Source organism: Streptococcus sp. FSL W7-1342 (genome assembly GCF_037966635.1).
Taxonomy (GTDB): domain Bacteria; phylum Bacillota; class Bacilli; order Lactobacillales; family Streptococcaceae; genus Streptococcus; species Streptococcus salivarius_D.
Window position 1 is genome coordinate 2090774 of the sequence record NZ_CP150200.1, and the last position, 26533, is coordinate 2117306.

Consider the following 26533-nt stretch of genomic DNA (forward strand, 5'->3'; position numbering starts at 1 on the left):
GCTCTAGTTAGGGAAATATAGATGCAAAAGAAACTACGAATGTAGTTATTAATAACAATTCGTAAATATTTACTACTGAAGAGTTATTAGCCCCAATCTACAAAAAGACAGTGAAGCTTATGAGAAAGTATTAAAAGATTAATGGATTGAAAAATCACTTTGATCGTAAAAAGACCTAATTATTGAAGAAAGAATTATCTATCGAGAAGTCTTGTTCGTCTACTTGTATTAAATCACGTCTTTCAAATTCTTTATTAATATTTATAGTACTTTGATTATCATAAATATATTTTGTAATTAGATAAAGAAAATCTAGAGGAAATATCACCTTATTTATGGGAAGCCTAAGTTCATGTCTAAACGAACTATCTTCTAGAGGTTCTAAATTCTCCTTATTTTTTTTAGTCTTATTGCGTTCAACTAGACCTTTATGAAGATGTTGTTTTTCATGTACCGCTTTTTTATATCCGACTTCAGAGAAGTCTATTCTTAGATAGTCATTAAAACAAGGAGTTAAAGTTTCTCGGATTTCCCAGTCTTTTTTTCCCCCAACAATTTGACCTTCCTCGAATGCTGGTATAAATGACAGAGAATATTGAAGCAGCCTCCCCGAACTATCGAATTCATAAAAATAACTTATCAAGGAATCATCTAATAGTTTTATTTGCCAGTTTTCTTCTTTATCACATTCTCTATAGCGAATATGATAATTTTCATATGTGAATTTAGAAGTCTTCTTTCCTATTTGTCTTCTCTTATTATGAGAGATACACTCTGGATATTTAGTCAACATCACAATTTGTTTACCATTTTTCAGATTTATAATATCATTAAAATCAGACAAAATTTTTTCATAATCAGTTTTTTCATTCAACACTTTGTTCTGCCCTCTTTTGAGCTAAAATTGCTTCGAGAATTTCTACCGATAAACCTTCTGCTGCTTCAACCTTCGTTTCTATTTTCTCTTCTTCATCTCCCATCAATCTAATACTTCTTTTTTGTTCTTCCGTAGGGTAATTAAAGATTAAATGATAATTATTTACTTTAACCTCCTCAATCTCGTTTGAAAGAAAACCTACATTAGTCCCATAAAGCCAAACTTTAACTTTTGCACGTGTCATAGCTGTAAAAATTTCATTCCTATAAGTCCCATTCGCTAATTGTGTTAATCTATTACAGTTTATTACAAACACCAAGTTAGCTTCATTACCTTTGGCTCGAAATACCGATGTATAGTTAATTGCTCCTTTTTCCTTTTTCATAGAAGGAGTTTTACTACTGACTAATCTCACATGATATGTTTCATCCATTTTATTTAGAGCCAATAATTGCTCAAATTGTTCACTAAATTTTTCATGATTTTTGGTTAGTTGACCACTATTTAAATCAATAATCATTATATCTTCTGGAAGCACATCCTCTGATTTAATTAAGCTAATAATATCTTTAGCCAAGCAACAATATTGATCTAAAGCATTGGAGTAAGCTTTTGGTGCATCTACTATTATTCCACTTTCTTGTTCATGTTTCCTTTTCAAATCAACCAAATGATTAGGTATAAACTCTTCTGTTAAGTTCTCATACCCCATATCAAGCAAAGTATTATTATCTACAAGATTTACAATAGGAGTTGCTCCTTCGGCAACTGTCCTATAAATTCCCATACCTAATGCATGTGCTGTAGTTAATATCTCAAGAGGTGCTCTATAACTTATTGAAAGGTTAATGTCCTCACAATCTAAATCACTTCCGAAAATCTCTTTTTTGCTTGGAATTGATAATTCATCCTTTAATGACTGAAGTTCATCATAAGCGTAGATTATTTTACCGTTATTTTTCAGTGACTTTAATGCTAAATGGAAGAAGTTTATACCAAAATCCTGCGCCTCATCAATAAATACATAATCATAGGTTCCCATATATGAAGAATCTATTTTTAGCTCATTAAGTAATTTTTCCGAAACAACTTCAAAAGGTTCTCCCTCAGAGTCGTAGTCAATTGCTTCACTATAATTGAGATATTCTTTATCGGTTAACTCACACAAATCCGAATAAAACCCTCTCCTACCTTTTCCTCCCCAAGCATGGAAAATTTTCACATTATCAAAATCAGGCTCCTTATAGGGTTCATATTCTTTGTAAAAATTTTTAAATAAAGTGACCATACTCAATCTTAAGGACGTTGTATAAAAAACAAAACACATTTTAGTTTTTCGTTCCAAAAAATGAAGATAAGCTAATTTTTTTAATAGTAGTATAGTTTTTCCACTGCCTGCCAAGCCTCTAACTCTCTGATGTTTTTGCACTTCGTTTAGAACCATATTAAATTGATCCACATCATAACTACTAATATAAGTATTTCTTTCTTTAATTATCGACCCTAGTGAATTATCTTTAGTAATCGTTCTATTATCAGTGCTAGTAAGATTGAATGATTTTTGGATTGCTCTATTAATCTTTTTAATATCAATATCAGAAAGTCTATCACCTAATAAAGTCAAGTCACTTATTATTTTATAAATATCATCTCTTAAATTTATTAATTTAACATATTCTTTAAAATTTGAAGCAATTGTAAATAAACTTGAATCAGCTGATAGATGGTGCATCAGACTACTAGCAAACTTTACTTGTTCCTCATCATTTTCAAACAATACCAGCAAACATTTTTTTGTAATAAAAATCGCCTTCACGAATTCTTTTTTTAAGTTTTCATTAATAATAGGGTATCCTGAATACAAATCATAATCAATATTAACCTCAGATAGAATTCCTTCAATGATGTGAATTTTCTCTTCCGTCTCTTTATTAATTCTACTAAAATTTCCAAAATGTCTACTCATTTCTGCCCTTCTTTCATACAACTATTGTAACCATTTACCATATGATTTAAGCTTGATTCCAAAACGGTTGCAACTCTCTCCGTACCCTTCAAATACGTATTTAATTTTCCTTTTTCCTATCGTGCTACTATTTGAATAGTTTTATCTACTGCTTTAGCAAAATCTAATTGAGTAACACATCTTGCTTTTCACATTTCTTATAGTTTTATAAATCAGCCTATTTTTTCTTCTATCTTACTATTCGTAAAAGTAAAATTTTTTAAAATTTTGGTGATCTATTTTTTTCTTGTTCAAAAACCTCCTTTCGTGTTTTCATAAACTCAATAAGTTCTCTCTTAAAGATTTTCTTTTCTTCATCAGTTAATCCCTTTGAATTCATGCGGAAAAGTAATTCAATATTATCCAACTCATCTGATTTCTCTTCTGAGTTTCCAACTAGATAATCGACTGATACATTTAAAACTTGTGCAATCTTCACTAGGTTCTCTTGAGTTGGTTTCTTTGCTCCACGTTCCCATGAAGCATAGGCTGGTTGAGAAATTCCTAGTTTTTCTGCCACATCGACTTGCGTTAGTTCTGCTTGTTTCCTAAGGTCTTTTAAGCGTTCCGAAAATTCCATTTTAAACCTCTAAAAAATTTTTCCAATTTTTTCAAATTATCCCTTGACTTATATAACCATTGGTTATATAATTTAAATATAGCTGATAGTTATATTGGTTTTAAAAATAATAATGCCAAACTATCGGCATTACGATCATTGACAACTAAATAAAAAGTGCGTCTGACAACCAGAGGACTGACTATCAAACTACACTAAACTTCGTACCTTTATTGTAATTGTTTTGATAAGTAAAGTCAAGTCCGTTTATGGTTGAAGTGAAGATAAAAACAAGTATTTTGTGGGCTTCCACGCATTTCGGACGATTAGCACTTTTGCCGAATAGTAAAGTGAACTGGTTGCGCAGAGTTGCGTAAGAGAATCCCTTGGGTATGACAATGACTACCTAAAGAGATTGGCCGGGCAAACGATGGTAATTCATGCAAAGCACCTTGCTAAACGTTGCCACCGTGGAAAGAGGAATCTTTCCAAACAAACAACTTTTCTTTACTGCTGTCTGTCTTTATAGATGGACTTACTCTCAAGCTACTAAGTCCTTCTTATATCTTAGTAGCTTTTTTATGCTTACAATAAAGGAGAAATTATGACAAACTTTTTTCGCATTACAATGTAAACGCCTCTATGATAACTATGAGTTCACCTATGGTATGTTTAGCTACTCACCTAAACTACAAGCCAAACTCTATACACAAGCTCTTCTTGACCTCGATTATTTAGTCCAAGAAGCTCGCAGAAACAGCTATCCTAGCAGTGATATTCAGTTCTATAGTCGACAGTTTAAACGTAAACTGTTTACCCACTATTACTCAAGAGTGAAGCAATTAGCTTAACTCTTTTTTCTTTTGCTCAAAATCAGAAAGGATAATCCTATGATTCCAGAAACACTTGTTATGAAACCAGATTTTATCGGCCCTGCTTACTACGAAAAATTAGGGAACGCCCCTCGTTTTATCTTTGGAAAAGAAGGTAAATACCAACGCCACATTCTTAATAGTGAGAAACACGGCGCCTTCCATGTCATCACACCTGCTTCTACCACCGTCTTCCCAGAAGATGCTCTCGTAGAAGCGGTCAACCCAATTTTTCTCTCAGACACAGCTCTAAATGGTAACTCAGTTGCCCCAGCTCTCAATGTCTTTGCGGAAAAATTAGTCCTAAAAAAATAAGAAAATAAAGGAGAAATACATATGGCTAAAATCGGATTAAACTACGGAGAAAAACTACAAATTGCAGACAAGACCTATCGTGTCATTACGGATGGTCTAAACGTGTCTGAAGTCCTTGGAAAACTATCTTTCCGTGGCATTGAAGGCCCTGATATCATCTTTGAAGAAGACCGTACCCAACGTAACCCTGACGGTTCATTCGTCCAAGTCAATACGGGAGAAATCCGTGGGATCGTTGTCGCAATTCACTCTTCTGTCCAGCATGAGACCCTCTTTTTCACTATTGCTGATATGGCTCAGTCTGAAATTGAAGACCTAGGCATTAAATACCGAGAAGAGGTAGAGCTAGAAGATATTGTGATCACCCATACTCACGTTAACCGTAATGATATTTACAAGCTCTTTGCTTCTAAAATCAAGAAAAAGAATGGAGGGACACCTCTTAAAGAAAACAAACCTCTAGACAACAAGAAAGAAAACTAGGAGGTGATGCACTATGAAGCTCTTTACCTATCGTGGGATAAGAGTTAGGGCCTTTTATCGTCATATTCGGGGAATCACCTGGTTTACCTGGTGGTTCCCTTCTTTGTTAGCTATTGGAAATTATTGTTATGTCAATCTAGAAGAATTGAAGGATTATCCCTTGCCACAAGTTTACTTTATCGGGGGTGTCCTTGTTGCTTCTTGCTTGGTCGCTTACCTACTGAATCGCATGTGCTACGAGAAAATCGTCTTCTTCCAAAAGCTCAATAGCCTACGGATTTTGTCTCGCTTCCTGATAGAAAATAACCTCTATTTGATTAAGAATATCAGGCGTGAAAACAAAACGATTGAAAAGATTGTTCTTCCTCAGGTGTACTTGAAACAGTCTCGCTACAAGATTGAAGTCCGTTTTATCCTAGAAGGGAATAAATTTCAGGACCGTTTTCTCAATCTTGGTTCTACCCTTGAAGTCATGTTTAACGGTGACTTTCGTAATAAAACCTTTGATAAACGGTTTATCACCTATGACATTGCCATCAACCGCATTGATAGCCGTATCACTATTAACGAAGTAGAGGTTAAGGGCTCTAAACTCCAACTTATGAAAGATGTCACTTGGGACTATATCGAAGAGCCTCACCTGCTCATTGGTGGGGGAACTGGTGGCGGTAAAACCGTTGTCCTTATGACCATTATCTATGCACTGGCTAAGATTGGCTTTGTGGATATCTGTGATCCAAAGAACTCTGACCTGGCTGGTCTAAAAAAGATTCCTGTCTTTCATGGTCGTGTCTATACAAGTAAAGAAGATATCATCCAGTGTTTTAAAGAGAACGTCGCCTTCATGGAAAAACGATATGAGCTCATGTCTAACTCACCCAAATTTCAAGCTGGTAAGAACTTTACACACTACGGCATGACACCCAAATTCATCCTTGTGGACGAGTGGGCAGCCCTTATGGCCAAGATTGACCGTGACTATAGCCTACAATCAGAACTCATGGAATACCTCTCTCAGCTCGTCCTAGAAGGGCGTCAAGCTGGTGTCTTTATCATCTTTGCTATGCAACGGCCCGACGGGGAATTTATCAAGACGGCTCTTCGAGATAACTTTATGAAACGTCTCTCAGTGGGACACTTGGAATCAACCGGCTACGACATGATGTTTGGAGATGCCAACAAAAGCAAAGAGTTTAAAAAGCTCGATGAAATAAACGGAGTTAAAGTCAAAGGACGAGGCTATATTGCTAATAACGGAGACTTGGCTGGGGAATTCTTCTCCCCTTACGTACCTCTTGACCAAGGCTTCTCTTTCTATGATGCCTACGCAAAAATCCCCATTATGGAGTACAATGGCGAAGAATTTGAAGTTTTTAGAGAGAACCAACCAAAAACTAAAAAAACTGAATTAATAGAGGAGGACGAAGCTCTAAACAATGAAACAAACGGACGTCCACTCAAGGAGTTTGCGGAGGAACAGGATCTCAAAATGGCGACGCTCCGAAAGATTATTTATCTCTTACAAGAACAAGGGATTGTTTTTGAACGGACGGAATCTGCCATTCTAGTCGACCCTTTTCAAGAAGAACTTCTTCTTGAAAGTCTTATCCATTTTGAGGAGGGAGGACGCAAATCTTATCCCAAAGCCGTTGAAGCGACGCTTAGTCATCATGGGCTAGGACAAGGGCAAGGGCAAGCCTGACCACAGGTCAGGCGCAGACCGTAGCCCGAAGTTCCTAGGCCATGATGAGACTTCAACCCCCGATTTCTAATAGGGGGGTTACATTTGGCAAAAGTGCCACGTCCACCCCTCCTCATTCCTTGTGGGAGTTGGGATTTCAGGATTTAGAAAGTGTGTAACTTTGGTCCAAAAAGTGTGTCACTTAGTCAAAAGGAGGTGTTCCCATGAATGACTAAAATAAGTCCCTTTCAGATCAAAAACTTCAGAAAACAAACAGGCCTTAGTCAAAAAGCCTTTGCACAAGCCGTTAACTTACCAATAAGAACTTATCGCTCCTATGAATCAGGGGAAAGAGGTCTCACCATTGACAAGTTCCGAAAACTCAAAGAAAAACTCGGTTATTATCAAGAGTGTCACAGAAACAATCTCAGGGCTCACATCGACTATTTGCGACTTACCTTCCCTAGTCTCCGAGATTTAGAAGCCTTCTGTGAGAACTTTCTTCATTGTCACTTAAGCGAATTTACTGACCAAGAAACACGACTCATGAATTATACCCACTTATGGCAACGAGGAAACATTTGGATTTTTGATTTCTTTGATAAGTCTGCCACTAATAACTACCAAACTTGTCTCCAACTCTCTGGTCAAGGCTGTCGGGAGATGGAACTCCTCTTAGAACATAAGGGGATTTCTTGGCAAACCTTTCTTCAAAATATTCTCTATGCTTACGAAGATGTCAGGGTAAAACGCCTTGATATCGCCCTAGACGAGCTCTATAAAGGCTATGGGCATGAGGAGGAACACATCCAGATTCCAAAGCTCATTGATAAGCTCTATGCCAAAGAAATTGTCCTAGATACCATTCGAAAATGGAACATCACAGGTGGGGGTTCCTTCACCGATAACGATGATATGGAAGCCAATCACGGGCTCTCCCTTTACTTTGGAAGCCGTCAAAGTCAGCTCTACTTCAACTTTTATGAAAAGCGGTACGAAATCGCCCGTATGGAAAACATCTCCTTGGAAGAATCCTTGGAGATTTTTGGTATCTGGAACCGCTACGAGCTACGCTTTTCAGACCAGAAAGCCCAAGGTGTTGTGGAGGAATACATCAACGGTGTGGACCTCGGAGAAATCGCAAGAGGCATCGTGAACAAGGAAATCCAAGTCTATGATGGTGTCACCCGTTTTGGAGCCTATAAACCCTATGAAAAATGGCAAGAACTCTTTGGAGGGGTCGAACCCCTAAAACTCTCAACCAGTCCACAACCCTACAGTATCGAACGAACCATTCGCTGGTTAACCTATCAAGTCGCAAACTCTCTTGCACTCGTTTCTGAAGCAGACAAAATCATGCAAACAGAATACATGAAGATGATTCAAAATAGCGGTGAAATCACTGATCGTGGGGAGGCTATCTTAAGACTCCTCAAAACCAACAAACACTATGAACACTAGAAAGGAAATCCCTTATGGAATACAAAGTCGAAATCAATTCATTAAACAACTTTAAAGCCTGGTCTGGTGGCCTTAGTACCTTAAACACTGTCCGTGAACGTGGTGGGATAGATACCCTAACCACCATCTGTGAAGATCTCTTTTCAGGCAACACCCCTACCGACACTCAAATCAATGATTGGCTCTGGTTTGATACAGACTTTATTTATCAAGCACTTGGCTACGAGGACCTCCTAGAGGGCTAAGGCCATGCTCAAGAAAATCTATCAAGCAGACTTCCTTCTTCTTCCTGATCAGGAGTTTTGGAACATGTATATCCTCCTTAGGAAAGATAAGGACTTCTACTATGAATGTGCTGGAAGATGTACCGAAAAGCCACCAGATGATAGGGGCTTCTACGACTATGAACATGCCTGTTTCACCCTAGACGGTCAGGTACTGAGTCTCAATAAACGGATGCGTCCCTCTCTCATTGCCTATATTCAACAGACCATCAAAGACAATCACGAAACATTTAGAAAGGAAATTGATATGTCTACTAAAACGATTTTTGAAACAAAAGTTGGACAGGTTACCAACGAACTTGGAGAATTACTCAAAAAGAAAGACCACAAACAGGCTTGGACCAAGGCTGGAGAACTCAACGCTCTTCTCAAAAAAGAAGAAGCCAAAGACCTAAAACCTGAGTTAGTCGAACAACTGCATAATGAGTTACGAGGCTACTACTACATCAACAGTGAGATTGAAAAAGCCAATAAGCGACTCTACGCTAAAGGTTCTAAACTCATTGAACTCGCTAGTCTCTAGAAGGAGGTCCTATGATTAAAGCTAAACGTTACTTACTAAAAGCAAGAGAATACCTCTCAAACTTTAAAAAGGTGGAGAAGAAAGGTGGCCCACCAAAGCTAAAAGTCACTACGAAAAAAACCGTCAATATAGCTGTTATCGGAGGAATTTCTTTCCTCCTTTTTGTTGGTCTTATGGGATCCATCCGTGCCATCACACTCTCAAATAAAGTGGGAACACTACAAGCTCAAGTGGAAGCGACTCAAAAACAAAAAGCACAGCCTGTAGACGCTAATCGCAAGTATGACTACAAGCTCCAGTATTACCTCAATGACTATGTCTACGCCTACTTCACCCTCCCACAAGAAGGGGATAAACAACAAGCACAAGTCGAACACCTCAACAGTTTCTATAACTTCGTTCCAGACGTTAAAGCACAAGGTCAAGTGCGTAACCCAAGTACCCTGCTCTACTCACAATTAGTCACGGTCAAAGGTAAGGTAGCCACCTACAAGGTCAAATACAAGGAAATGATCCAACATGACAAAGACACCGAGGAAAAAGAACTGGTAACGGGATTTAATATTCCCTTTGATGAAAAAGAAGGGAAATACTATGTATCTGGACTCCCTTGGTTCTCAGCGATTGAGCCTTCACAAGCAGGACACTTTAGCGAAGATGATCAACTCCAACTCACAGCTAACGATCACGTCTCAGACAGTCAACACAAGAAGGTTGAAAAGTTCCTCAAGGTTTTCTTTACCAACTATACCACTAACCAAGACAACCTCAACCTTATTGCCAAGAACGTTGCTATTGTAGCCAATACAACCTTTAAAACGATTGACTACACCTATCTTAAGAAAGATGGGGCTAGTCTTATTGCCTATGTCCAAGCAACCTTTGAGGTGGGAGGAACGACACACTCTGAAAACTTCACCTTCACACTCTCAGAAAAAGACAAAAGCTACTATGTCACAAAACTAGAACACACCATTCCACTTAACTACGCAAACGATAAAGATTAGGAGAACTCTATGAATACAGACAATCTACGTACCTTCCTCCAAGGCGATGGGATTTGGATTCTCACCGCTATCGCTGTTTTGTTGGCTATTAAGGCTTGGCGAAACAGTTCTTGGCTTCAACTTTTCTCAGTCGTTGGTTTCTATGCCGTCATTGTCTCTATCGCAAAAGGACAAGACATCCTAAAAGTAGTCGGCTGGTTCCTACGACTCTTTGGCATTGATTCAGGACTTTAAATATGACTGAAGAAAGACTCTATGACTACAGTAAGGGCTTGAACGCCCCCTATTGGATCCAGGAAATCAAGACAAAAAAGGGGACTCGCCTTTGGTACTTTGCGACACCAATGCAATTATCCTTTTTCATTGTCTTTACCTTCGTTTTTGTAGCTATGTTGCTCTTTGGAGGGTTTATCCTGGTTCCCCTCGCAAAATTCACACACTCTATTTCACTACTGCTCTACTGGTATCTCCCCTATAAACTCGCTAAATTCTACACCGAATACGAACCACACGGTAAGAAGATGCACGTTTTCATTGGGGACTACCTGATTTACTTCTGGGATTTCAAGCTCAATAAAAAAGCGATCTACCATGAAGACCGAATAGAGCCTGTAGAAGAAATTGTCTTTGAAAAAACAAGACTCTAGAAAAGGAGGTCCTATGAGTATTACCTTAACCTATCCCATTAGGGAAACCCATGAAAATCTGGCCCTCAAAAAAGATCGAACGGTGGTAGCCTATTACCGCATTCCCAATACTCCCATCACCATTACAGATGAAGAGAAAAAGGGCAAACACAAGATTACAGTTGCTCAGATGATGAAAAAGCTCCAGAAAAACAAGTCCTTTGAGATTTCACTCATTCCTAAAGACTATCTCTTAGAAGAGAAAATGAGGGACTTTTCAGAAGCATTGGCAGATGATAGCCGTGAACTAGGAGAAGAGCTTCTTCTTTACACGGTTGACCGTCTCACGGATGAAATGGAAATTCCTTATCAGTTTGATTGGGTCGTGGGAGTGACCTTACGCAAACAAAATCACGGGGCAACAGTGAAAGACTTGGCCTATGAGAGTTTTAACGAGTTCTCGGAGAAAATCGCAAAAGGTTTTGGCTACGAATACGCATTGAGTCCCACCTGGTATGACGATTACAGAAGTGACGAATTCACTATTTTCCAAGCTTTTTCCGTCCTACGTGCTAAACGTCTGACCAATGAAGAACTCTTCTACTACCAGCGGATGCAATACCTCCGCTATATTCCCCATTACAAGAAGGAGGTCCTCGCTAATCGCTCCCAATTTAATATCACAGACACCCTAATTAAAGTCCTAAAAGGAGGCTTCATCAAGCTCGAAAGTCCTTATGGTTCCTCTTTTATGACTATTCTTCCTGTTGGGAAGTTTCCTGTGCAATTCAACGGCTTTCACTTAGGCGAATTCGTCCAACGCTTGAACTTTCCCGTAGAACTCCGCATCAAAGCAGAATTTATTGATACCAACAAAATCAAAGGGAGAATGGGACGTTCCAATACCCGTTATCGAAACATCATGGAAGAAGCCGAAAACACAGATACGGTCCAACAAGATGAAATCATCATGGGCTCTATCTCTCTAAAAGATCTGATGAAAAAAGTCGGAAACAAGGAAGATATCATTGAATATGGAGCCTATCTTATCGTCTCTGCTTCTAGTGTCAATCAGCTTCGTCAGAGACGACAAGTAGTTCTGAATTACTTTGACGATATGGGAGTTGAAATCAGTGAAGCCTCTCAAGACGGCCCATACCTCTTTCAAGCCCTACTTTACGGTGAAAACCTCCAAAAGAAAACTCGCACCTGGACACATATGGTCACAGCTCGTGGGTTCTCAGAACTCATGCCCTTTACCAATACGTCCTCAGGGAACCGTATCGGTTGGTATATCGGCCGAGTCGACAACTGGACAGGGCGTTGGGACACTATCGCTAAAGCCATTGATTCCTCTAAAAATATCGTCCTCTACAATGCCACAGTCGGAAACAAAGAAGATATCGCTGGAAAAATTACCAAAAACCCACATATCATTATTACGGGTGCGACAGGACAAGGAAAGTCTTTCCTCGCTCAAATTATCTTTTTAAGTGTGGCTTTACAAAATGTCAAAACCCTCTATATTGATCCCAAACGAGAACTCAGAAATCACTATCAAGAAGTAATCAACTCCCCTGAATTTGCACGACGCTACCCTGAACGAAAAAAACAGATTGAAAACTTTAACTTTGTGACACTAGATAGCTCACTGCCATCAAACCACGGAGTCCTAGATCCCATTGTAGTCCTTGATAAGGAACAAGCCGTAGAGGTCGCAAAGAACATGCTCGAGTTTCTACTACAAGCTGTCGATGACGTGACGATGGACCAGAAAACAGCCATCACAGAAGCCATTAACGCTATCGTAGAACGTCGAGTAGCTGGTGAAAACGTCGGCTTTAAACATGTCCTAGAAGCCTTAAGACAGGCTTCCTCATCTGAAATTGCCTCAGTGGGTCGCTACCTGACGTCCATTGTGACAAACTCCATCTTGGAACTCGCTTTCTCAGATGGCACAACCCCAGGACTTAACTATGAGTCCCGCGTTACTATCCTAGAAGTCAATAACCTCAAGCTTCCAAAAGATGACTCCACAAAGATTTCAGACCACGAACGAAACTCTATTGCCCTCATGTTTGCGCTTGGGGCCTTTTGTACCCACTTTGGTGAACGCAATGAAAATGAAGATACCATTGAGTTTTTTGACGAAGCTTGGATTCTGATGAAGTCCGCAGAAGGAAAGGCCGTAATCAAAAATATGAGACGTATTGGACGCTCTAAAAACAATACCTTGGCACTAATTACACAATCTGTTCATGATGCAGAAAATGACGATGACACGACTGGATTTGGGACCATCTTTGCCTTCTATGAAAAATCTGAACGTGAAGATATTCTCAGACACGTTAATCTCGAAGTCACTGAAAGTAACCTCGAATGGATTGATAATATGATTTCCGGTCAGTGCCTTTACTACGATGTTTACGGTAATCTTAATATGATTTCCGTCCACAATCTCTTTGAAGATATTGATATGCTTCTAAAACCTATGAAAGCAACAGTATCTTCAAGTCTCGAAAATAAATACGCTAGTTAGGAGGTGAACCGATGCAAGAAGCTTTTGCCAAGCTAAAGGGAGTGGATATCTTCTCCCTAAAGTCCTACATGGAACCAACCAACTTTGGCTCCTTTAATGGCGCCTGGGTTCTGATTAATGAACTCTTCGTTAACCTCTTCTTTTTCATTCTCAATGCCGTCGTTGGCTTCTTTTCCCTCCTCATTCGCATTTTAGAAAAGATTGATCTCTATGCCACCTATAAAGCCTATGTCTTTCATGGGGCAAGCAGTATTTGGCACGGATTTACTGGCTCTAATACTGGCAACATTACCAACAAATCACTTGTAGGCACCTTGCTTTTGGTTTTAGCTTTCTACCTGTTCTACCAATATTTCTTTTCAAAAGGATCCTTTTCAAGAACACTCCTCCACGTCTGTCTAGTACTCCTATTAGCTCTGGGGTACTTTGGGACTGTTGCTGGAACCTCTGGTGGGCTTTATCTCCTTGATACTGTCAATAACGTCTCTAAAGACGTTACCAAAAAGATTGCAGGAATTAAGGTGGACTATGCCAAAGACAAGTCCATTAAAATTGGAAAATCGATGTCGGATAGCTACATTGCAGAAACGTCCTATAAAGCCTATGTTTTTGTCAATACTGGCCAAGAAAATGGCAAATACAAGAACAGCCAAGATGGCAAAGAAGAAGCCTTTGACGACAGTAAAGTTCTTGGAACGAGTGATAAGAATGGGAACTTTAAGGCAGTCAAAGCTAAAGACCGTTCCAAGTATTTAGATGATTTAGGAGATGGCGCCAACGATGATGGTGAAAAGAACCGTTGGGTGTCAGCTATGCCAGACTTCATCTTCACTCGGATGTTCTATGTGATTTTTAAAATTGTAGAAGCCTTTGTATTAGCCGTCCCTATTATCCTTATCCAGCTCTTAAATGTGGTGGCTCAAATCCTTGTCCTCACTATGATTCTACTTTTTCCAGTAGTCCTTCTCATGTCATTCATTCCAAGGATGCAGGAGTTAGTCTTTGGAGTTCTTAAAGTTATGTTTGGGGGATTGATTTTTCCAGCGATTACTACTCTCCTAACACTCCTTATTTTCTATATTGAAAAAATGATAGAAAACATTGTCACAAATGGGTTTGATGGTGTTCTAAAAACCTTACCGTCACTTCTTTTATTTGGTCTTGTCTTCAAACTTTTAGTATCGGTGGTGTCTAAAGGTGTCATCTATTTCCTCATCTGGAGATTTAAAGGCCAACTCCTCCAATTCATTCTTGGCTCCAAAGCTCGAATGGTTGCGACAGATATTGGGACCAAAGTTGAACATGGCGCCACAAAAACCAAAGAGGTTGCTTCACAAGTCCCAACACGAAGCCTTGCGACGGCTCAACACCTCGGAAACTTTGCATTGGCTGGTGCTGGTTTTGGAACTGGTGTGATGATGAATGCCAAGAGCCATTTCCAAAATGCTGGCTCCTTCTTTACCAGTAAAGAAGCAAGCCAACCAGAAACAGTTATGCCATCTGGACCAACAGAGGGGCCAATAACCCCAGAATCTCCAGAACCAATCATTTCTCCAACACAGACACCACCTGATAACTTCAAGCCAATTGAAGAAGAGAACCCAACACCTCCTAGCGAGTCACCAATCATGTCAGAAGGAACACCTAGTCCAGAGGACGAATTCCAAACGCTCAGAGAAGAGTGGATTTCGCCATTCAAACAACACCGTATCAATACCCTAGAACGTAGATTGGATGCTTACAAGGACCCTCAAGCCATGTATAAAGCTCAAGGTTCTAATGCCTTCACCCGTGCTTATCGTCAGACTATGACACGAGACGATAAAATAAGGGCCAATATTGAGCGACGAGATCGTTTAACTCAACGCTTAAACCAATTGAGAGGAGAATAGAATGAATACTAAAATACGATCAAGAACAGCCTTTCCAAGAATACTTGAAGAAACAGTCTTTAAGGCCTACCAAGAAGGGAAACGCTCGGTCGATTTCCTTCTTTTATTTCCAGTTTCAGAAAAAGACAAAGACCAGATCATTGTACAAACGAAAGCTCATTCCGTTGTCTTAGATGCCAAATGGCGCTTTGGGACTGTTCTATTTACAGCTTATATCAGACATTGAGTAGAAAGGAGAGTCGATGAAAAAACTAAAATGGTATCTATTATCTGGACTTATTCCTCTCTTTTTTCCTGTTTTTATCATTATCATCATTATGGGAGCAGTCGGAGGGGGTAGCACTGGTGGCTCTTCTCAATCACCAAATGGTACAACCTACACGGATCACTGGTCAAATGGAGATCCCTATACCCATAATTTACTCGTCCATCGCTATGGTATTAAAGCAGAGCAATTGGACGGGTTTTTAGATACTTTAGGAATCTCCTACGACAAGAAGCGCATCAATGGGAAAAAGCTCCTAGATTGGGAGGCTAAGTCTAATCTAGATGTTCGTGCCATTGTAGCGATTGCCTTAAATGAAAGCTCACTTGGAACAGCTGGAGTTGCTACAAATCCTGGTTCCAACATGTTTGGTTTTGGGGCATTCGACTCTAATCCAGAAAATGCCAATAATTTTAACGATGAAGTAGCAGTTGTTGGACTCACCAATCAGACCATCATTGGCAATAAAAATGAAACCTTCAAAGTCCAAGATGACAAAGCTCAAAAATTTGCGAGTGGTTCTCTCAATACGTCAACAGATGGTGGGGTTTACTTCACCGATACTTCTGGATCAGGAAAAAGGCGTGCTGAGACCATGCAAAAACTCGACACTTATATCGATGAGCATGGAGGCACACCAAAGGCACCTGAACAAACGACAGGAAAAACGAGAGACGGAGGTGGCGTCACAACGGGGGATGTCCCACAAGGCTACAGTCTCACCAAAGAAATCAATACCTCAAGCTATGCAGGTCTATCTTATCCCTGGGGACAATGTACCTGGTTTGTCTATAACCGAGGAAAAGAGGTCGGTGTTAGCTTCGGAGAGTACATGGGAAATGGTGGTCAATGGATGAATGCCCCTGGTTATCAGACAACTCATACCCCAACCGAACACTCCGCACTATCTTTTAGCCCAGGACAAGCTGGTGCAGATCCAACCTATGGACACATTGCCTTTGTAGAACAAGTCAAATCAGATGGCTCTATTCTTATCTCTGAATCAAACGTCAAAGGCCTAGGAATCGTTAGCTACCGTACTTTTGATGCAGAAACAGCAAAACAATTTACTTATGTTATTGGAAAATAGAAAGGAGTTATTTATGCTAAAGCTTAAATACGTACCAGTTGAAAACTGCAAAGCCGAATGGGGTGACAAAATGGCCCTTATGAAACGTTTTGAAGGACTTAAACTCAAAACTCTTAACAATCTGCTAACTGAAATGAGAATGAATCCCCAATTCAAAGACTATGTGATTAATTCCGGTCACAGAACTGTTTGGATCAACTTCGAGGGTTTCTTAAATTTCTTACGCTATAGGCAAAATAAACGATTTAAGGAGGTGGGGTAATGGAGCAAGTTAAAATAGCTAATACTACTCAAAAAACAACAAGACCTACTGATAAAACTGGATATATTGAAGTAAAATTTAGAACCTACTTCAATAACCCGTTAACGAATAAACGTAGAGAAATTCTATCTGATTGGTACACTATCGCCAATAAAAAGGATCCCACAGGAAAAATAAAACTCTCTCCTCAAATTAAAGCTATTATCCATAAAGAACTTCAAGAGAAGGCCAATAAAGTTTATGAAGAGCTGACTAGAACTATTCTTCTAGAAAAATCAGATATCACGCTTGATGAGGTCTGGAATGAATGGCATAATGAACGAGTTGAAAGACAACTAGTTGCTCCTAAAACATTAGCAGGTGAAGATGGTAGATACCGTAACCATATTACTAAGCAAATCCCTAGGGATTCGATTTTAAAAAATATTCCATCTAGTTTAATAAAAAACTTACTTGATAATCTTTATCCTATAGGAAACCATAAAAGACTCGCACAAGGTGTAAAATCCGATTTAACATCAATCTATAAGTTTGCCATTCTTCATGATTATATTTCTCCTGACCAAAATCCAATGCCCTATATAAGTATCGGTAGAAAAGGGCTTTCTGACGAATTAGATCGTTTAAAGAAATCAGATATAGAAGATCAATATCTTGAATCTTGGGAACTCAAAGAAGTATTATCCATTGTTCGTAAGTACAATGAACAGTATGCACGTATTTTTGAATTTCAAGCACTAACCGGAATGCGTATTGGTGAAGTGCTCGGTTTAAAGGAGGAAGCTATTGATTTTAATAAAAATATAGCCTCAGTTATTAGAACTCGTGCTACTCATGGAGGAGCTTCAGAAGATAGCTATGAAGGTAATGTAAAAAACTTACAAAGTTACCGAAATGTCCAATTATCTAAAAGGGCTATCGAAATTCTTAAAGAGGAAATTGAGTTAAATCACCAACATATAAGATTCAATCCTGATTATAAAGATAATGGATGGATTTTCACCTCTAAGAGCATCCATAAACCTGATTACAATGGTACTCCTCTTCATTACAGTGTATTAAACAACTTCCTCAACTCTTCAGAAAATGGTAAACTAAACCGCAAGGGAAACCCGAGAAGGGCAGGAATCGATATTGACAATAAGCTTAGTTTCAAGAAACATATTACAACTCATATCTTCCGACACACGCATATCAGCTTCTTGGCTGAACAAGGAGTACCTTTAGAGGCTATTCAAGATCGTGTTGGACATTCTAGAGGTAGTCGAGTAACAGAAATTTATTTGCATATCACTAAAAAAACAAAGGATCAAATTATACCTATCCTTGATACTCTTACACAATAAGTGTGGCAAATCTGTGGCTAAACACAAGAAAAAGGCTTATCCATATTGGACAAACCCTTTATTTTCAAGCTTATATAGTTTAATTAAGCTTTGTTTGCTGAACCGAATACGTCGATACGTTCTTCAACAGCTTCTGTAATAGCTTCGAAACCTGGTTTCAAGAATTTACGTGGGTCGAAGAGTTTCTTCTTGTCGTATTCTGCTTCATTTGCTTCGTATTCAGCAACAAATTTACGTGTTGCGTTAGCAAATGCGATTTGACATTCAGTGTTAACGTTAACTTTAGCAACACCAAGTTTGATAGCTGCTTGGATTTGATCATCAGGAATACCTGATCCACCGTGCAATACGATTGGGAAGTTAGGAACAGCTTCTGTCAATTTTTGCAAGTGGTCAAGGTGAAGTCCGCTCCAGTTTTCTGGATAAGGACCGTGGATGTTACCGATACCTGCTGCAAGGAAGTCGATACCAGTTGCAACCATAGCTTTAGCATCTTCGATTGGTGCCAATTCACCATCACCGATGATACCATCTTCTTCACCACCGATTGTACCAACTTCAGCTTCAACTGATACACCGTTAGCGTGTGCAAATTCAACAACTTTAGCTGCTTTTTCAAGGTTTTCTTCAACTGGAAGGTGTGAACCGTCAAACATAACTGAAGTGTAACCTACACGGATACATTCCAAAGCATCATTGTAGTGACCGTGGTCAAGGTGAATAGCAACTGGTACAGTGATACCCATTGATTCAACCAATTCTTCGATAAGAACTTTACACAATTTGTAACCACCCATGTACTTAGCTGCACCCATAGAAGTTTGGATAAGTACTGGAGCTTGTTTAGCTTCTGCTGCACGCAAGATAGCTTGAGTCCACTCAAGGTTGTTTGTGTTAAATCCACCAACTGCGTAACCATTATCACGAGCTGCTTGGACAAATTTTTCTGCTGAAACGATTGCCATTATAAAGGCCTCCTATATTTTTTTGGGTTTGAACCCGTTTACAAGTTTATTCTATCACAATTAGACTCAAAAAACTAGCTTTTCTACAATTTGTAAGCGTTTTGATTTTTTAATACAAAAAAACCAGTCATCTGACTGGTTACTCTGCGGAAAGAGGGACTTGAACCCTCACGACCTAAAGCGGTCACAGGATCCTTAGTCCTGCGCGTCTGCCAATTCCGCCATTTCCGCTAACAACATCAGTTATTATATCAAGATTGACAACTCGTGTCAATACTTTTTTGAAAGTTTTTTATAACTTTCTCTTGTCTCTTTCGAAACAACTACTATATAATACCATTTATTGTTTGCTGACGTCAATACTTTTTTGCTTTTTTTTAAATTTTTTAGCAAAAGTTATCTATTATATCTTTTATCAAAAGTTAAGCTAAACTCTTATTCAGTTTATCTAATTTCTCTCTAAGGGGAGCTAAGTAGACTTCTTCTCCAAAACCACGCGATTTCAAGCCATCCTCAGCACAAGCCAATAACGATTCTGTCAAAGGTAAAATCATTTTGAGATCTGTAGCAGAAATATCCTTTTTCGAAAATAAACGACGAATTCTAGGAAAATCATAGTCAAATGCTTCAAAAAAGGGTGAGTCATTCAAAATATTTTCCAGATTTTCCAAATTGACTAAAAGACCAAGGTGAAAGGCTGCCGGCGCAAAAGTTGATGAGAAAGGTTGGGTACAAACACTGCGAAACTCAATAGTTCCTCGCGTCGTTAAATCTTGGAATTGATAAGAACGGTGAGTCTTAAAATCTTCCTCACTTGGCTCAATAGTGACTACTTCACCATGAATAGAGTGTGCTTTGACAGATGGCGTACTTAGGTAGTCTTTAGCACGTATTGGTTCAAAATAGTAGGTTTCGTCACCACGCTTAGCAGTAAAAATGGCTGTCTCAGACAAGTAAGAAAAATAGTCATCTTCGCTCTTAAACACCTTAGGAAATACACCAGCATTTTCCTCAAACACACCATGCATGGAATTCTCCCAGAAAACATCACGGGAAATCGCTAAATCCCAATCAGAACCCCAAAATTCAGAGTTTGCCAATAATACTTCCTTGGGTCCCTCTATTTGATTAAAAGCATTTAAAACCCTTAAATAGGACGTTTTTGAAACATCTAACTGTACCTGACTCCCACAGATGAAAGAACCATATTCTGGATAATCATGAAAGAAAGAATCGTTCTTTGCTTTAGATAGCTCGAGAAAATCCATAAGCATCTCATAACGAGGAGATTTAACAGGTCTGTTGTCATTTTTTGCCCAGTTTGGATTCACTCCCCAACCTTGCAACTCATGATTATGATTCTGAAGATAAGGTTGGATTATACCGAAGTAAGTATCCAAACGTTCCTCAACCTCAGAGATTCTTTCAGCCTTTGCAAAAGCAAACTCAATCGTATTGTAGGAGACTTCAAAAAGAATCATATCTCCAGAAGCTTTATCAATAAGCTGAATAGGATTGTTATCAGAATCATACTTATCAGCTTGAAAATCAAAATTATCCAAGAGATAGACTAGTAACTGTTTTGTAAGAGAGACATCTGTAGCATTACCACTCAAATTAACAACTGGATATTCCAACTCAATCCCCACAAATAATTCGGGTTGCTCCTTAATTGGCTCATAATACCTTTGCTTAAGCAGTTCCTTGGCTGTTGTCAAAATAATGTCCCCCCTTTTTGAAATAAGCTTATTCCATTATATCAAAATATTCAGACGATTTATAGCCCAAAAAAACGCCTGCTTACGAAAAATAACAGTATTACCTTTCGTAAACAAGCGTTACATGCTTATTTATTCCCATTTTTATGATGAGTGTTCCCGCTAGGCGTATGCCCAGCGGTAGACCAGAGCTAGACTAAGAAAAGCTAAGCTATTCCATCATCATAACACTCAACAAAATTGATAAAAATTAAACAAGTTCGATGATTGCCATTGGGGCAGCATCGCCACGACGTGGTTCTGTTTTAAGGATACGAGTGTATCCACCGTTACGTTCAGCATAACGAGGTGCGATTTCTGAGAAAAGTTTTTGAAGAGCAGTTGTTGATGTATATTTATCAGTTGCTTCATCATAGCTTTCAGATGCAATTTCGTTACGTACAAATGCAGCTGCTTGACGACGTGCGTGCAAATCACCACGTTTACCAAGAGTGATCATTTTTTCAACTGTTTTACGGATTTCTTTAGCACGTGCTTCAGTTGTAACGATTGCTTCGTTAATGATAAGATCTGTAGTCAAATCACGAAGAACCGCTTTACGCTGTGAGCTTGTGCGTCCAAGTTTACGGTAAGCCATGTTATCCTCCTATATTATTATTTATCGTTTTTGAGTCCAAGTCCAAGATCAGCCAACTTAACTTTGACTTCTTCAAGAGATTTACGACCTAGGTTACGGACTTTCATCATTTCAGGCTCAGTTTTTTCTGTCAAATCATGAACGGTATTAATACCGGCACGTTTCAAACAGTTATATGAGCGTACAGACAAATCAAGTTCTTCGATGGTACGGTCAAGCACCTTTTCATCGTTCACTTTTTCAGTTTCTTTCATTACATCAGTAGCTTTAGCAACATCAGTAAGGTCAGTAAACAAGTTCAAGTGTTCAATCAAAACGCGAGCCGAGAGACCGAGGGCATCTTCAGGGATGATTGTTCCGTTTGTCATGATTTCGATTGTCAATTTATCAAAACCATCGTTGCTACCTACACGGGCAGGTTCAACTTGATAATTGACTTTTTTCACTGGTGTGTAGATTGAATCTACAGCCAATGTTCCCACTGGTGCATCATCCTTCTTGTTTTCATCTGCTGGAACATAACCACGGTTTGTAGCTACTGTCATAGTCGCTTTCAAAGAAGCTCCTTCAGCGATAGTGAAAAGATAATGATCAGGGTTAACAATTTCAATGTCGCTATCAGTCAAGATATCTCCAGCAGTAACTTCAGCTGGACCTTGAACATCAAGTTCAATTGTTTTTTCGTCTTCGACGTAAGATTTTACAGCAAGTCCTTTAATATTAAGGATGATTTGCATCACGTCTTCACGGACGCCTGGTACGGTATCAAATTCGTGGAGTACTCCATCAATCTTAATTGATGTTACGGCAGCACCTGGAAGTGATGACAAAAGTACACGACGAAGAGAGTTACCCAAAGTTGTACCATAACCACGTTCTAGTGGTTCGATGACAAATTTGCCGTAATCTTTATTTTCATCAATTTTTGTTATTATTGGTTTTTCAAACTCAATCATTTATTATACTCCCTCGAAACGAACCTTGTGTACTATTGTTATTAAAGATTACACACGACGACGTTTTGGAGGACGACAACCATTATGTGGTACAGGTGTTACATCACGGATTGCTGTTACTTCAAGACCTGCAGCAGCAAGAGCACGGATAGCAGACTCACGACCTGAACCAGGACCTTTAACAGTTACTTCAACTGTTTTAAGACCATGTTCTTGTGCAGATTTAGCAGCAGCTTCTGAAGCCATTTGTGCAGCAAATGGTGTAGATTTACGAGAACCTTTGAAACCAAGAGCACCAGCTGATGACCATGCTACAGCGTTACCATGCACATCTGTAATCATAACAATAGTGTTATTGAAAGTAGCGTGAATGTGAGCAATACCAGATTCGATATTCTTTTTCACACGACGTTTACGTGTTGGTTTAGCCAATGTTTTTACCTCCTATTTTATTTTAATTATTTTTTCTTACCTGCAATCGCAACAGCTTTACCTTTACGAGTGCGGGCATTGTTTTTAGTGTTTTGTCCACGGACAGGAAGTCCACGACGGTGACGGATACCACGGTATGAACCGATTTCCATCAAACGTTTGATGTTAAGGTTAACTTCACGACGAAGGTCACCTTCAACTTTGATTGCATCCACTTCGCGACGGATAGCGTCTTCTTGATCGTTTGTCAAATCTTTAACGCGGATGTCTTCAGAAACGCCTGCAGCAGCCAAGATTTTCTTAGATGTTGCAAGTCCGATACCGTATACGTAAGTAAGTGAAATTACTACACGTTTATCGTTTGGAATGTCAACTCCAGCAATACGAGCCATGATTTCTCCTTTCTATATTATCCTTGACGTTGTTTGTGTTTTGGATTTGTTGGACAAATTACCATAACACGACCGTTACGACGAATAACTTTACAGTATTCGCAAATTGGTTTAACCGATGGTCTTACCTTCATGTTTTAATCCCTCCAATTATTTCGATTATTTAAAGCGGTATGTGATGCGTCCACGTGTCAAATCATAAGGACTCATTTCAACAGTCACACGGTCACCGACCAAAATACGAATGTAGTTTTTACGGATTTTACCAGAAACTGTCGCCAAAATTTGGTGTCCATTTTCCAATTCAACAGTAAACATAGCATTAGGCATAGTTTCTACAACTTTACCTTCAATTTCAATCACGTCTTCTTTTGCCACGCAAAAGTACCCCCTAAAATTTCGATTTGATTTCCTCTGAGCACAGAGGTAACAATTATAAGTCAGACTAAAGTATTATAACATGCTTAAGTCTGATACGCAAGTAAGATTATATAATTATTTAATTGCTGCAATCGCTTTTTTAACATCAGCGAATACATCATCGATATCTTGGTTACCTTGAATATCTGATACAAGACCAAGCTCACGATAATGTGCAATAATTGGCTCACCCTGAGCAATGTTTACATCAAGACGACGTTTAACAGTTTCAGGTTTGTCATCTTCACGTTGGAAGAATTCATGTTCGCCACAAACATCACATGTTCCTTCAACCTTAGTTGGGTTGAATACTTTATGGTAAGTTGCACCACATGAGCGACAAATGAAACGACCTGAAAGACGTTCAACCAAGCTCTCTGGATTAACTTCAATATTGATTACACCGTCAAGTTTAATACCAAGTGCTTTCAATGTTTCATCCAATGCATGAGCTTGCTCAATAGTACGTGGATAACCATCAAGCAAGAAACCTTTTTCAGCAATATCAGATTCAGCCAAACGCTCTTTAACGATTCCGTTTGTCACTTCATCTGGTACCAATTCACCTTTATCGATGAATGATTTTGCCAAAGTTCCCATTTCTGTTTGGTTAGCCATAGCAGCACGGAACATATCACCAGTTGAGATGTGAGCTACACCAAATTCTTCAACAATTTTTGCAGCTTGAGTCCCTTTACCAGCACCTGGTAGACCCATAATTAAAAGATTCATCTTACGAACTCCTTATTTTTGTTTTCAAATAACTCTATCAAAGTTTAAAAACATTGGTAGAGTTATCAAAAAACAAAAGAGAAGGGACAGAAAGTAACCTTTCTTTCCCTCTCAATTGTTCATGAGAAGACTTAGTCTTCAAGATTCATAAATCCAACGTACTGACGTTTCAATAGGTAACCTTCGAGTTGTTTCATACCTTCGATACCAGTTGAAATCAAGATCAAGAGAGATGTACCACCAAGCGCGATTGAGCTTGTAAGGTGCATAAACTGTTGAGCCGCAATTGGAGCCAATGAAATAAACGCGAGAAATACAGCCCCGATTGTTGCCAATCTCTTAAGCAATGAAGACATATACTTTTCAGTCTCACGACCTGGACGAACACTAGGAATGTAAGACCCATTCTTTTGAAGATTTTCTGCAGTTTTTTCAGGATTTACTTGGACAAATGTGTAGAAGAATGAGAACAAGATAATCAATATTGCGTAAGTAATCATTCCACTAGGCGTATTATACGAGAGTAGTCCTTGTAAGTGTGATAACCATGTAACCTTCGAGAAGAATGGAAGAATAGTACTAGGAATTGTTGTAATCGAGCTAGCAAAGATAACGGGAATAACACCAGCTGGATTAACTTTCAATGGAAGGTAAGAACTCGTTGGAGCCCCTTGAACCAATTTAGTATATTGAATTGGAATTTGATATTCTGCCTGTTGAACAAATGTCGTAAAGAAGACAATCGCCAAACCTACCACAATTAGCAAAGCAACTATGATATATGAACGAGTCAATTCTCCTGAACGAACGTTGACAAAGAAATCCTCGTAAATTGTTGAGAACATTTTTGGAATAGAAGCAATGATCCCTGAAAAGATAATCATTGACACACCATTACCAAAACCTTTATCTGTGATTTGTTCACCAAGCCATGTCACAATTATGCTACCAGCAGTTAGAATTGTCCCAATCAATAGGTAGGTTGAAACATTTGGTGTTTTAACCAATGAAATTGATGAGAGAGTATTAAAACTTGCTGTAATACCAATCGATTGAACAAAGGCTAAAACAAGAGTGATGTAGCGAGTCGCTTGGTTCAATTTACGACGACCAACTTCCCCTTGTTTGCCCCACTCTACAAATTTTGGATAAATATCCATCTGCAAAAGTTGGACAATGATTGATGCTGTAATGTAAGGACTAACCCCCATCGAGAAGATAGAGAAGTTATTCATGGCATTACCAGACACCAAGTTAAGCATGTTCAAGAAAGGTAAATCACTTAATTGTTTCAAACTTTCCGCATTGATACCAGGAACTGTTACATGAGTCCCTACACGAAAAACGAAAATAATGAAGATTGTAAATAAAATCTTATTACGAACGTTTTTGACTTTCAATGCGTCTTTTAATAGTTTAAAGAACATAATGAGTTACCCCTCATTAGATGACTTCGATTGAACCACCTTTAGCAGTGATAGCTGCTTCAGCAGATTTTGAGAATTTAGCTGCTTTAACAGTCAATTTCTTAGTCAATTCGCCGTTACCAAGAACTTTAACGCCTGATTTTTCAGCACGAACGATTCCAGCTTCTTTAAGAACTGCTGGAGTTACTTCTGTACCATCTTCAAAGACGTTCAATTGATCAAGGTTTACAAGTACGTATTCTTTAGCGTTGATGTTAGTGAATCCACGTTTTGGAAGACGACGGAACAATGGAGTTTGTCCACCTTCAAATCCTGGACGTACGCCACCACCGCTACGAGCTTTTTGACCTTTTTGACCACGGCCTGAAGTTTTACCGTTACCAGATGAAGTACCACGACCTACACGGTTACGGACTTTACGAGAACCTTCAGCAGGTTTCAATTCATGAAGTTTCATTATTATTTTCTCCTCTTTTTGTAAAATGCTAGCGCCTCTAACCAAGTAAGGTAGCTTAATTAGAAACTCGCCTATACATGAAATTCAGTTTAAGTCGCAAGGAAACCCTCACGACTTAAATCAATTTTTATTTAACGTCTTCTACAGTTACCAAGTGAGATACTGCGTTGACCATACCACGGATAGCAGCGTTGTCTTCTTTAACAACTGAGCTATTCAATTTACCAAGTCCAAGAGCAACAACTGTTTTACGTTGTTCTGGTTTGCGTCCGATTGGAGACTTAGTCAAAGTAATTTTAATTTGAGCCAT

30 protein-coding genes and 1 tRNA gene are annotated in these 26533 nt (G+C 38.9%); 15 read left to right on the plus strand and 16 right to left on the minus strand.

Annotation, left to right across the window (positions count from 1 at the left end):
* Positions 1–175: 175 nt before the first annotated feature.
* The 3 genes from NSQ79_RS09745 to NSQ79_RS09755 form a co-directional block, all read right to left on the minus strand.
* Positions 176–877, minus strand: a complete 702-nt coding sequence (locus tag NSQ79_RS09745; protein WP_339313627.1) for a DUF2290 domain-containing protein — start codon at positions 875–877, stop codon at positions 176–178.
* Positions 867–2843: an ATP-binding domain-containing protein gene (locus NSQ79_RS09750; protein WP_339313629.1), complete on the minus strand. Its 1977-nt coding sequence runs from the start codon at positions 2841–2843 to the stop codon at positions 867–869. The genes NSQ79_RS09745 and NSQ79_RS09750 overlap by 11 nt, the downstream gene beginning before the upstream one ends.
* A gap of 259 nt (positions 2844–3102) precedes the next feature.
* Entirely contained in the window at positions 3103–3462 is a 360-nt protein-coding gene (locus NSQ79_RS09755; RefSeq protein WP_339313631.1) for a helix-turn-helix domain-containing protein, read from the minus strand.
* Between the two features lie 869 nt (positions 3463–4331).
* Here NSQ79_RS09755 and NSQ79_RS09760 point away from each other — a divergent pair.
* The 15 genes from NSQ79_RS09760 to NSQ79_RS09830 all read left to right on the plus strand — a co-directional run bounded on the left by NSQ79_RS09760 (position 4332) and on the right by NSQ79_RS09830 (position 18087).
* Positions 4332–4628, plus strand: coding sequence for a hypothetical protein (locus NSQ79_RS09760; protein WP_021144871.1), 297 nt, complete (start codon positions 4332–4334; stop codon positions 4626–4628).
* A 21-nt stretch (positions 4629–4649) separates the two neighbouring features.
* Positions 4650–5111, plus strand: coding sequence for a conjugal transfer protein (locus NSQ79_RS09765; protein ID WP_339313634.1), 462 nt, complete (start codon positions 4650–4652; stop codon positions 5109–5111).
* A 13-nt stretch (positions 5112–5124) separates the two neighbouring features.
* On the plus strand, positions 5125–6813 hold the full coding sequence (locus NSQ79_RS09770; protein WP_339313636.1) for an FtsK/SpoIIIE domain-containing protein: 1689 nt from the start codon (positions 5125–5127) through the stop codon (positions 6811–6813).
* A 207-nt stretch (positions 6814–7020) separates the two neighbouring features.
* Positions 7021–8253 (plus strand): replication initiation factor domain-containing protein, encoded by a 1233-nt coding sequence (locus tag NSQ79_RS09775; protein WP_339313637.1) that lies wholly within the window; start codon positions 7021–7023, stop codon positions 8251–8253.
* Between the two features lie 14 nt (positions 8254–8267).
* A complete protein-coding gene (locus NSQ79_RS09780; RefSeq protein WP_021144867.1) occupies positions 8268–8498 on the plus strand; it encodes a hypothetical protein in 231 nt (76 codons plus the stop codon).
* 4 nt (positions 8499–8502) lie between these two features.
* A complete protein-coding gene (locus tag NSQ79_RS09785; protein WP_339313639.1) occupies positions 8503–9060 on the plus strand; it encodes a conjugal transfer protein in 558 nt (185 codons plus the stop codon).
* Positions 9061–9071: 11 nt separating this feature from the next.
* Entirely contained in the window at positions 9072–10067 is a 996-nt protein-coding gene (locus NSQ79_RS09790; protein WP_339313641.1) for a conjugal transfer protein, read from the plus strand.
* A 9-nt stretch (positions 10068–10076) separates the two neighbouring features.
* Positions 10077–10301 (plus strand): hypothetical protein, encoded by a 225-nt coding sequence (locus tag NSQ79_RS09795; protein WP_021144863.1) that lies wholly within the window; start codon positions 10077–10079, stop codon positions 10299–10301.
* Positions 10302–10303: 2 nt separating this feature from the next.
* The gene (locus NSQ79_RS09800; protein ID WP_339313644.1) at positions 10304–10714 is read left to right on the plus strand and encodes a conjugal transfer protein; all 411 of its coding nucleotides are present in this window, start codon (positions 10304–10306) and stop codon (positions 10712–10714) included.
* Positions 10715–10727: 13 nt separating this feature from the next.
* Positions 10728–13232, plus strand: a complete 2505-nt coding sequence (locus NSQ79_RS09805) for an ATP-binding protein (RefSeq protein WP_339313646.1) — start codon at positions 10728–10730, stop codon at positions 13230–13232.
* A gap of 11 nt (positions 13233–13243) precedes the next feature.
* A complete protein-coding gene (locus NSQ79_RS09810; protein WP_339313648.1) occupies positions 13244–15124 on the plus strand; it encodes a conjugal transfer protein in 1881 nt (626 codons plus the stop codon).
* A 1-nt stretch (position 15125) separates the two neighbouring features.
* A complete protein-coding gene (locus NSQ79_RS09815) occupies positions 15126–15350 on the plus strand; it encodes a hypothetical protein (protein ID WP_339313650.1) in 225 nt (74 codons plus the stop codon).
* 16 nt (positions 15351–15366) lie between these two features.
* Positions 15367–16479, plus strand: a complete 1113-nt coding sequence (locus NSQ79_RS09820; protein ID WP_339313652.1) for a CHAP domain-containing protein — start codon at positions 15367–15369, stop codon at positions 16477–16479.
* A 13-nt stretch (positions 16480–16492) separates the two neighbouring features.
* Positions 16493–16741: a DNA-binding protein gene (locus tag NSQ79_RS09825; protein WP_179969591.1), complete on the plus strand. Its 249-nt coding sequence runs from the start codon at positions 16493–16495 to the stop codon at positions 16739–16741.
* A complete protein-coding gene (locus tag NSQ79_RS09830) occupies positions 16741–18087 on the plus strand; it encodes a site-specific integrase (RefSeq protein ID WP_339313655.1) in 1347 nt (448 codons plus the stop codon). The genes NSQ79_RS09825 and NSQ79_RS09830 overlap by 1 nt, the downstream gene beginning before the upstream one ends.
* A gap of 83 nt (positions 18088–18170) precedes the next feature.
* Here the strand turns inward: NSQ79_RS09830 and NSQ79_RS09835 are convergent, their stop codons facing one another.
* The 13 genes from NSQ79_RS09835 to rpmD all read right to left on the minus strand — a co-directional run bounded on the left by NSQ79_RS09835 (position 18171) and on the right by rpmD (position 26533).
* Positions 18171–19052 carry a class II fructose-bisphosphate aldolase gene (locus NSQ79_RS09835; RefSeq protein ID WP_002887043.1) on the minus strand — a complete coding sequence of 294 codons (882 nt, stop codon included), beginning with the start codon at positions 19050–19052 and terminating at the stop codon, positions 18171–18173.
* Positions 19053–19197: 145 nt separating this feature from the next.
* A tRNA-Leu gene (locus tag NSQ79_RS09840) sits at positions 19198–19283 on the minus strand.
* Between the two features lie 191 nt (positions 19284–19474).
* Entirely contained in the window at positions 19475–20770 is a 1296-nt protein-coding gene (locus NSQ79_RS09845; RefSeq protein WP_002887045.1) for a hypothetical protein, read from the minus strand.
* 250 nt (positions 20771–21020) lie between these two features.
* Complete coding sequence (gene rplQ, locus NSQ79_RS09850) at positions 21021–21407, minus strand: 50S ribosomal protein L17 (RefSeq protein ID WP_002885709.1); 387 nt, start codon at positions 21405–21407, stop codon at positions 21021–21023.
* Between the two features lie 17 nt (positions 21408–21424).
* Positions 21425–22363 (minus strand): DNA-directed RNA polymerase subunit alpha, encoded by a 939-nt coding sequence (locus tag NSQ79_RS09855; RefSeq protein ID WP_002887046.1) that lies wholly within the window; start codon positions 22361–22363, stop codon positions 21425–21427.
* Between the two features lie 48 nt (positions 22364–22411).
* Entirely contained in the window at positions 22412–22795 is a 384-nt protein-coding gene (gene rpsK, locus NSQ79_RS09860) for a 30S ribosomal protein S11 (RefSeq protein WP_002885718.1), read from the minus strand.
* Between the two features lie 26 nt (positions 22796–22821).
* Positions 22822–23187, minus strand: coding sequence for a 30S ribosomal protein S13 (gene rpsM / locus NSQ79_RS09865; protein ID WP_002885820.1), 366 nt, complete (start codon positions 23185–23187; stop codon positions 22822–22824).
* Positions 23188–23204: 17 nt separating this feature from the next.
* On the minus strand, positions 23205–23321 hold the full coding sequence (gene rpmJ, locus NSQ79_RS09870; RefSeq protein ID WP_000868345.1) for a 50S ribosomal protein L36: 117 nt from the start codon (positions 23319–23321) through the stop codon (positions 23205–23207).
* Between the two features lie 25 nt (positions 23322–23346).
* Positions 23347–23565: a translation initiation factor IF-1 gene (infA, locus tag NSQ79_RS09875; protein WP_001040189.1), complete on the minus strand. Its 219-nt coding sequence runs from the start codon at positions 23563–23565 to the stop codon at positions 23347–23349.
* A 117-nt stretch (positions 23566–23682) separates the two neighbouring features.
* Positions 23683–24339: an adenylate kinase gene (locus tag NSQ79_RS09880; RefSeq protein ID WP_002885632.1), complete on the minus strand. Its 657-nt coding sequence runs from the start codon at positions 24337–24339 to the stop codon at positions 23683–23685.
* A 131-nt stretch (positions 24340–24470) separates the two neighbouring features.
* Positions 24471–25766: a preprotein translocase subunit SecY gene (gene secY, locus NSQ79_RS09885; protein WP_002892081.1), complete on the minus strand. Its 1296-nt coding sequence runs from the start codon at positions 25764–25766 to the stop codon at positions 24471–24473.
* 16 nt (positions 25767–25782) lie between these two features.
* Entirely contained in the window at positions 25783–26223 is a 441-nt protein-coding gene (gene rplO, locus NSQ79_RS09890; protein WP_045769365.1) for a 50S ribosomal protein L15, read from the minus strand.
* Between the two features lie 127 nt (positions 26224–26350).
* A complete protein-coding gene (gene rpmD, locus NSQ79_RS09895) occupies positions 26351–26533 on the minus strand; it encodes a 50S ribosomal protein L30 (protein ID WP_002885773.1) in 183 nt (60 codons plus the stop codon).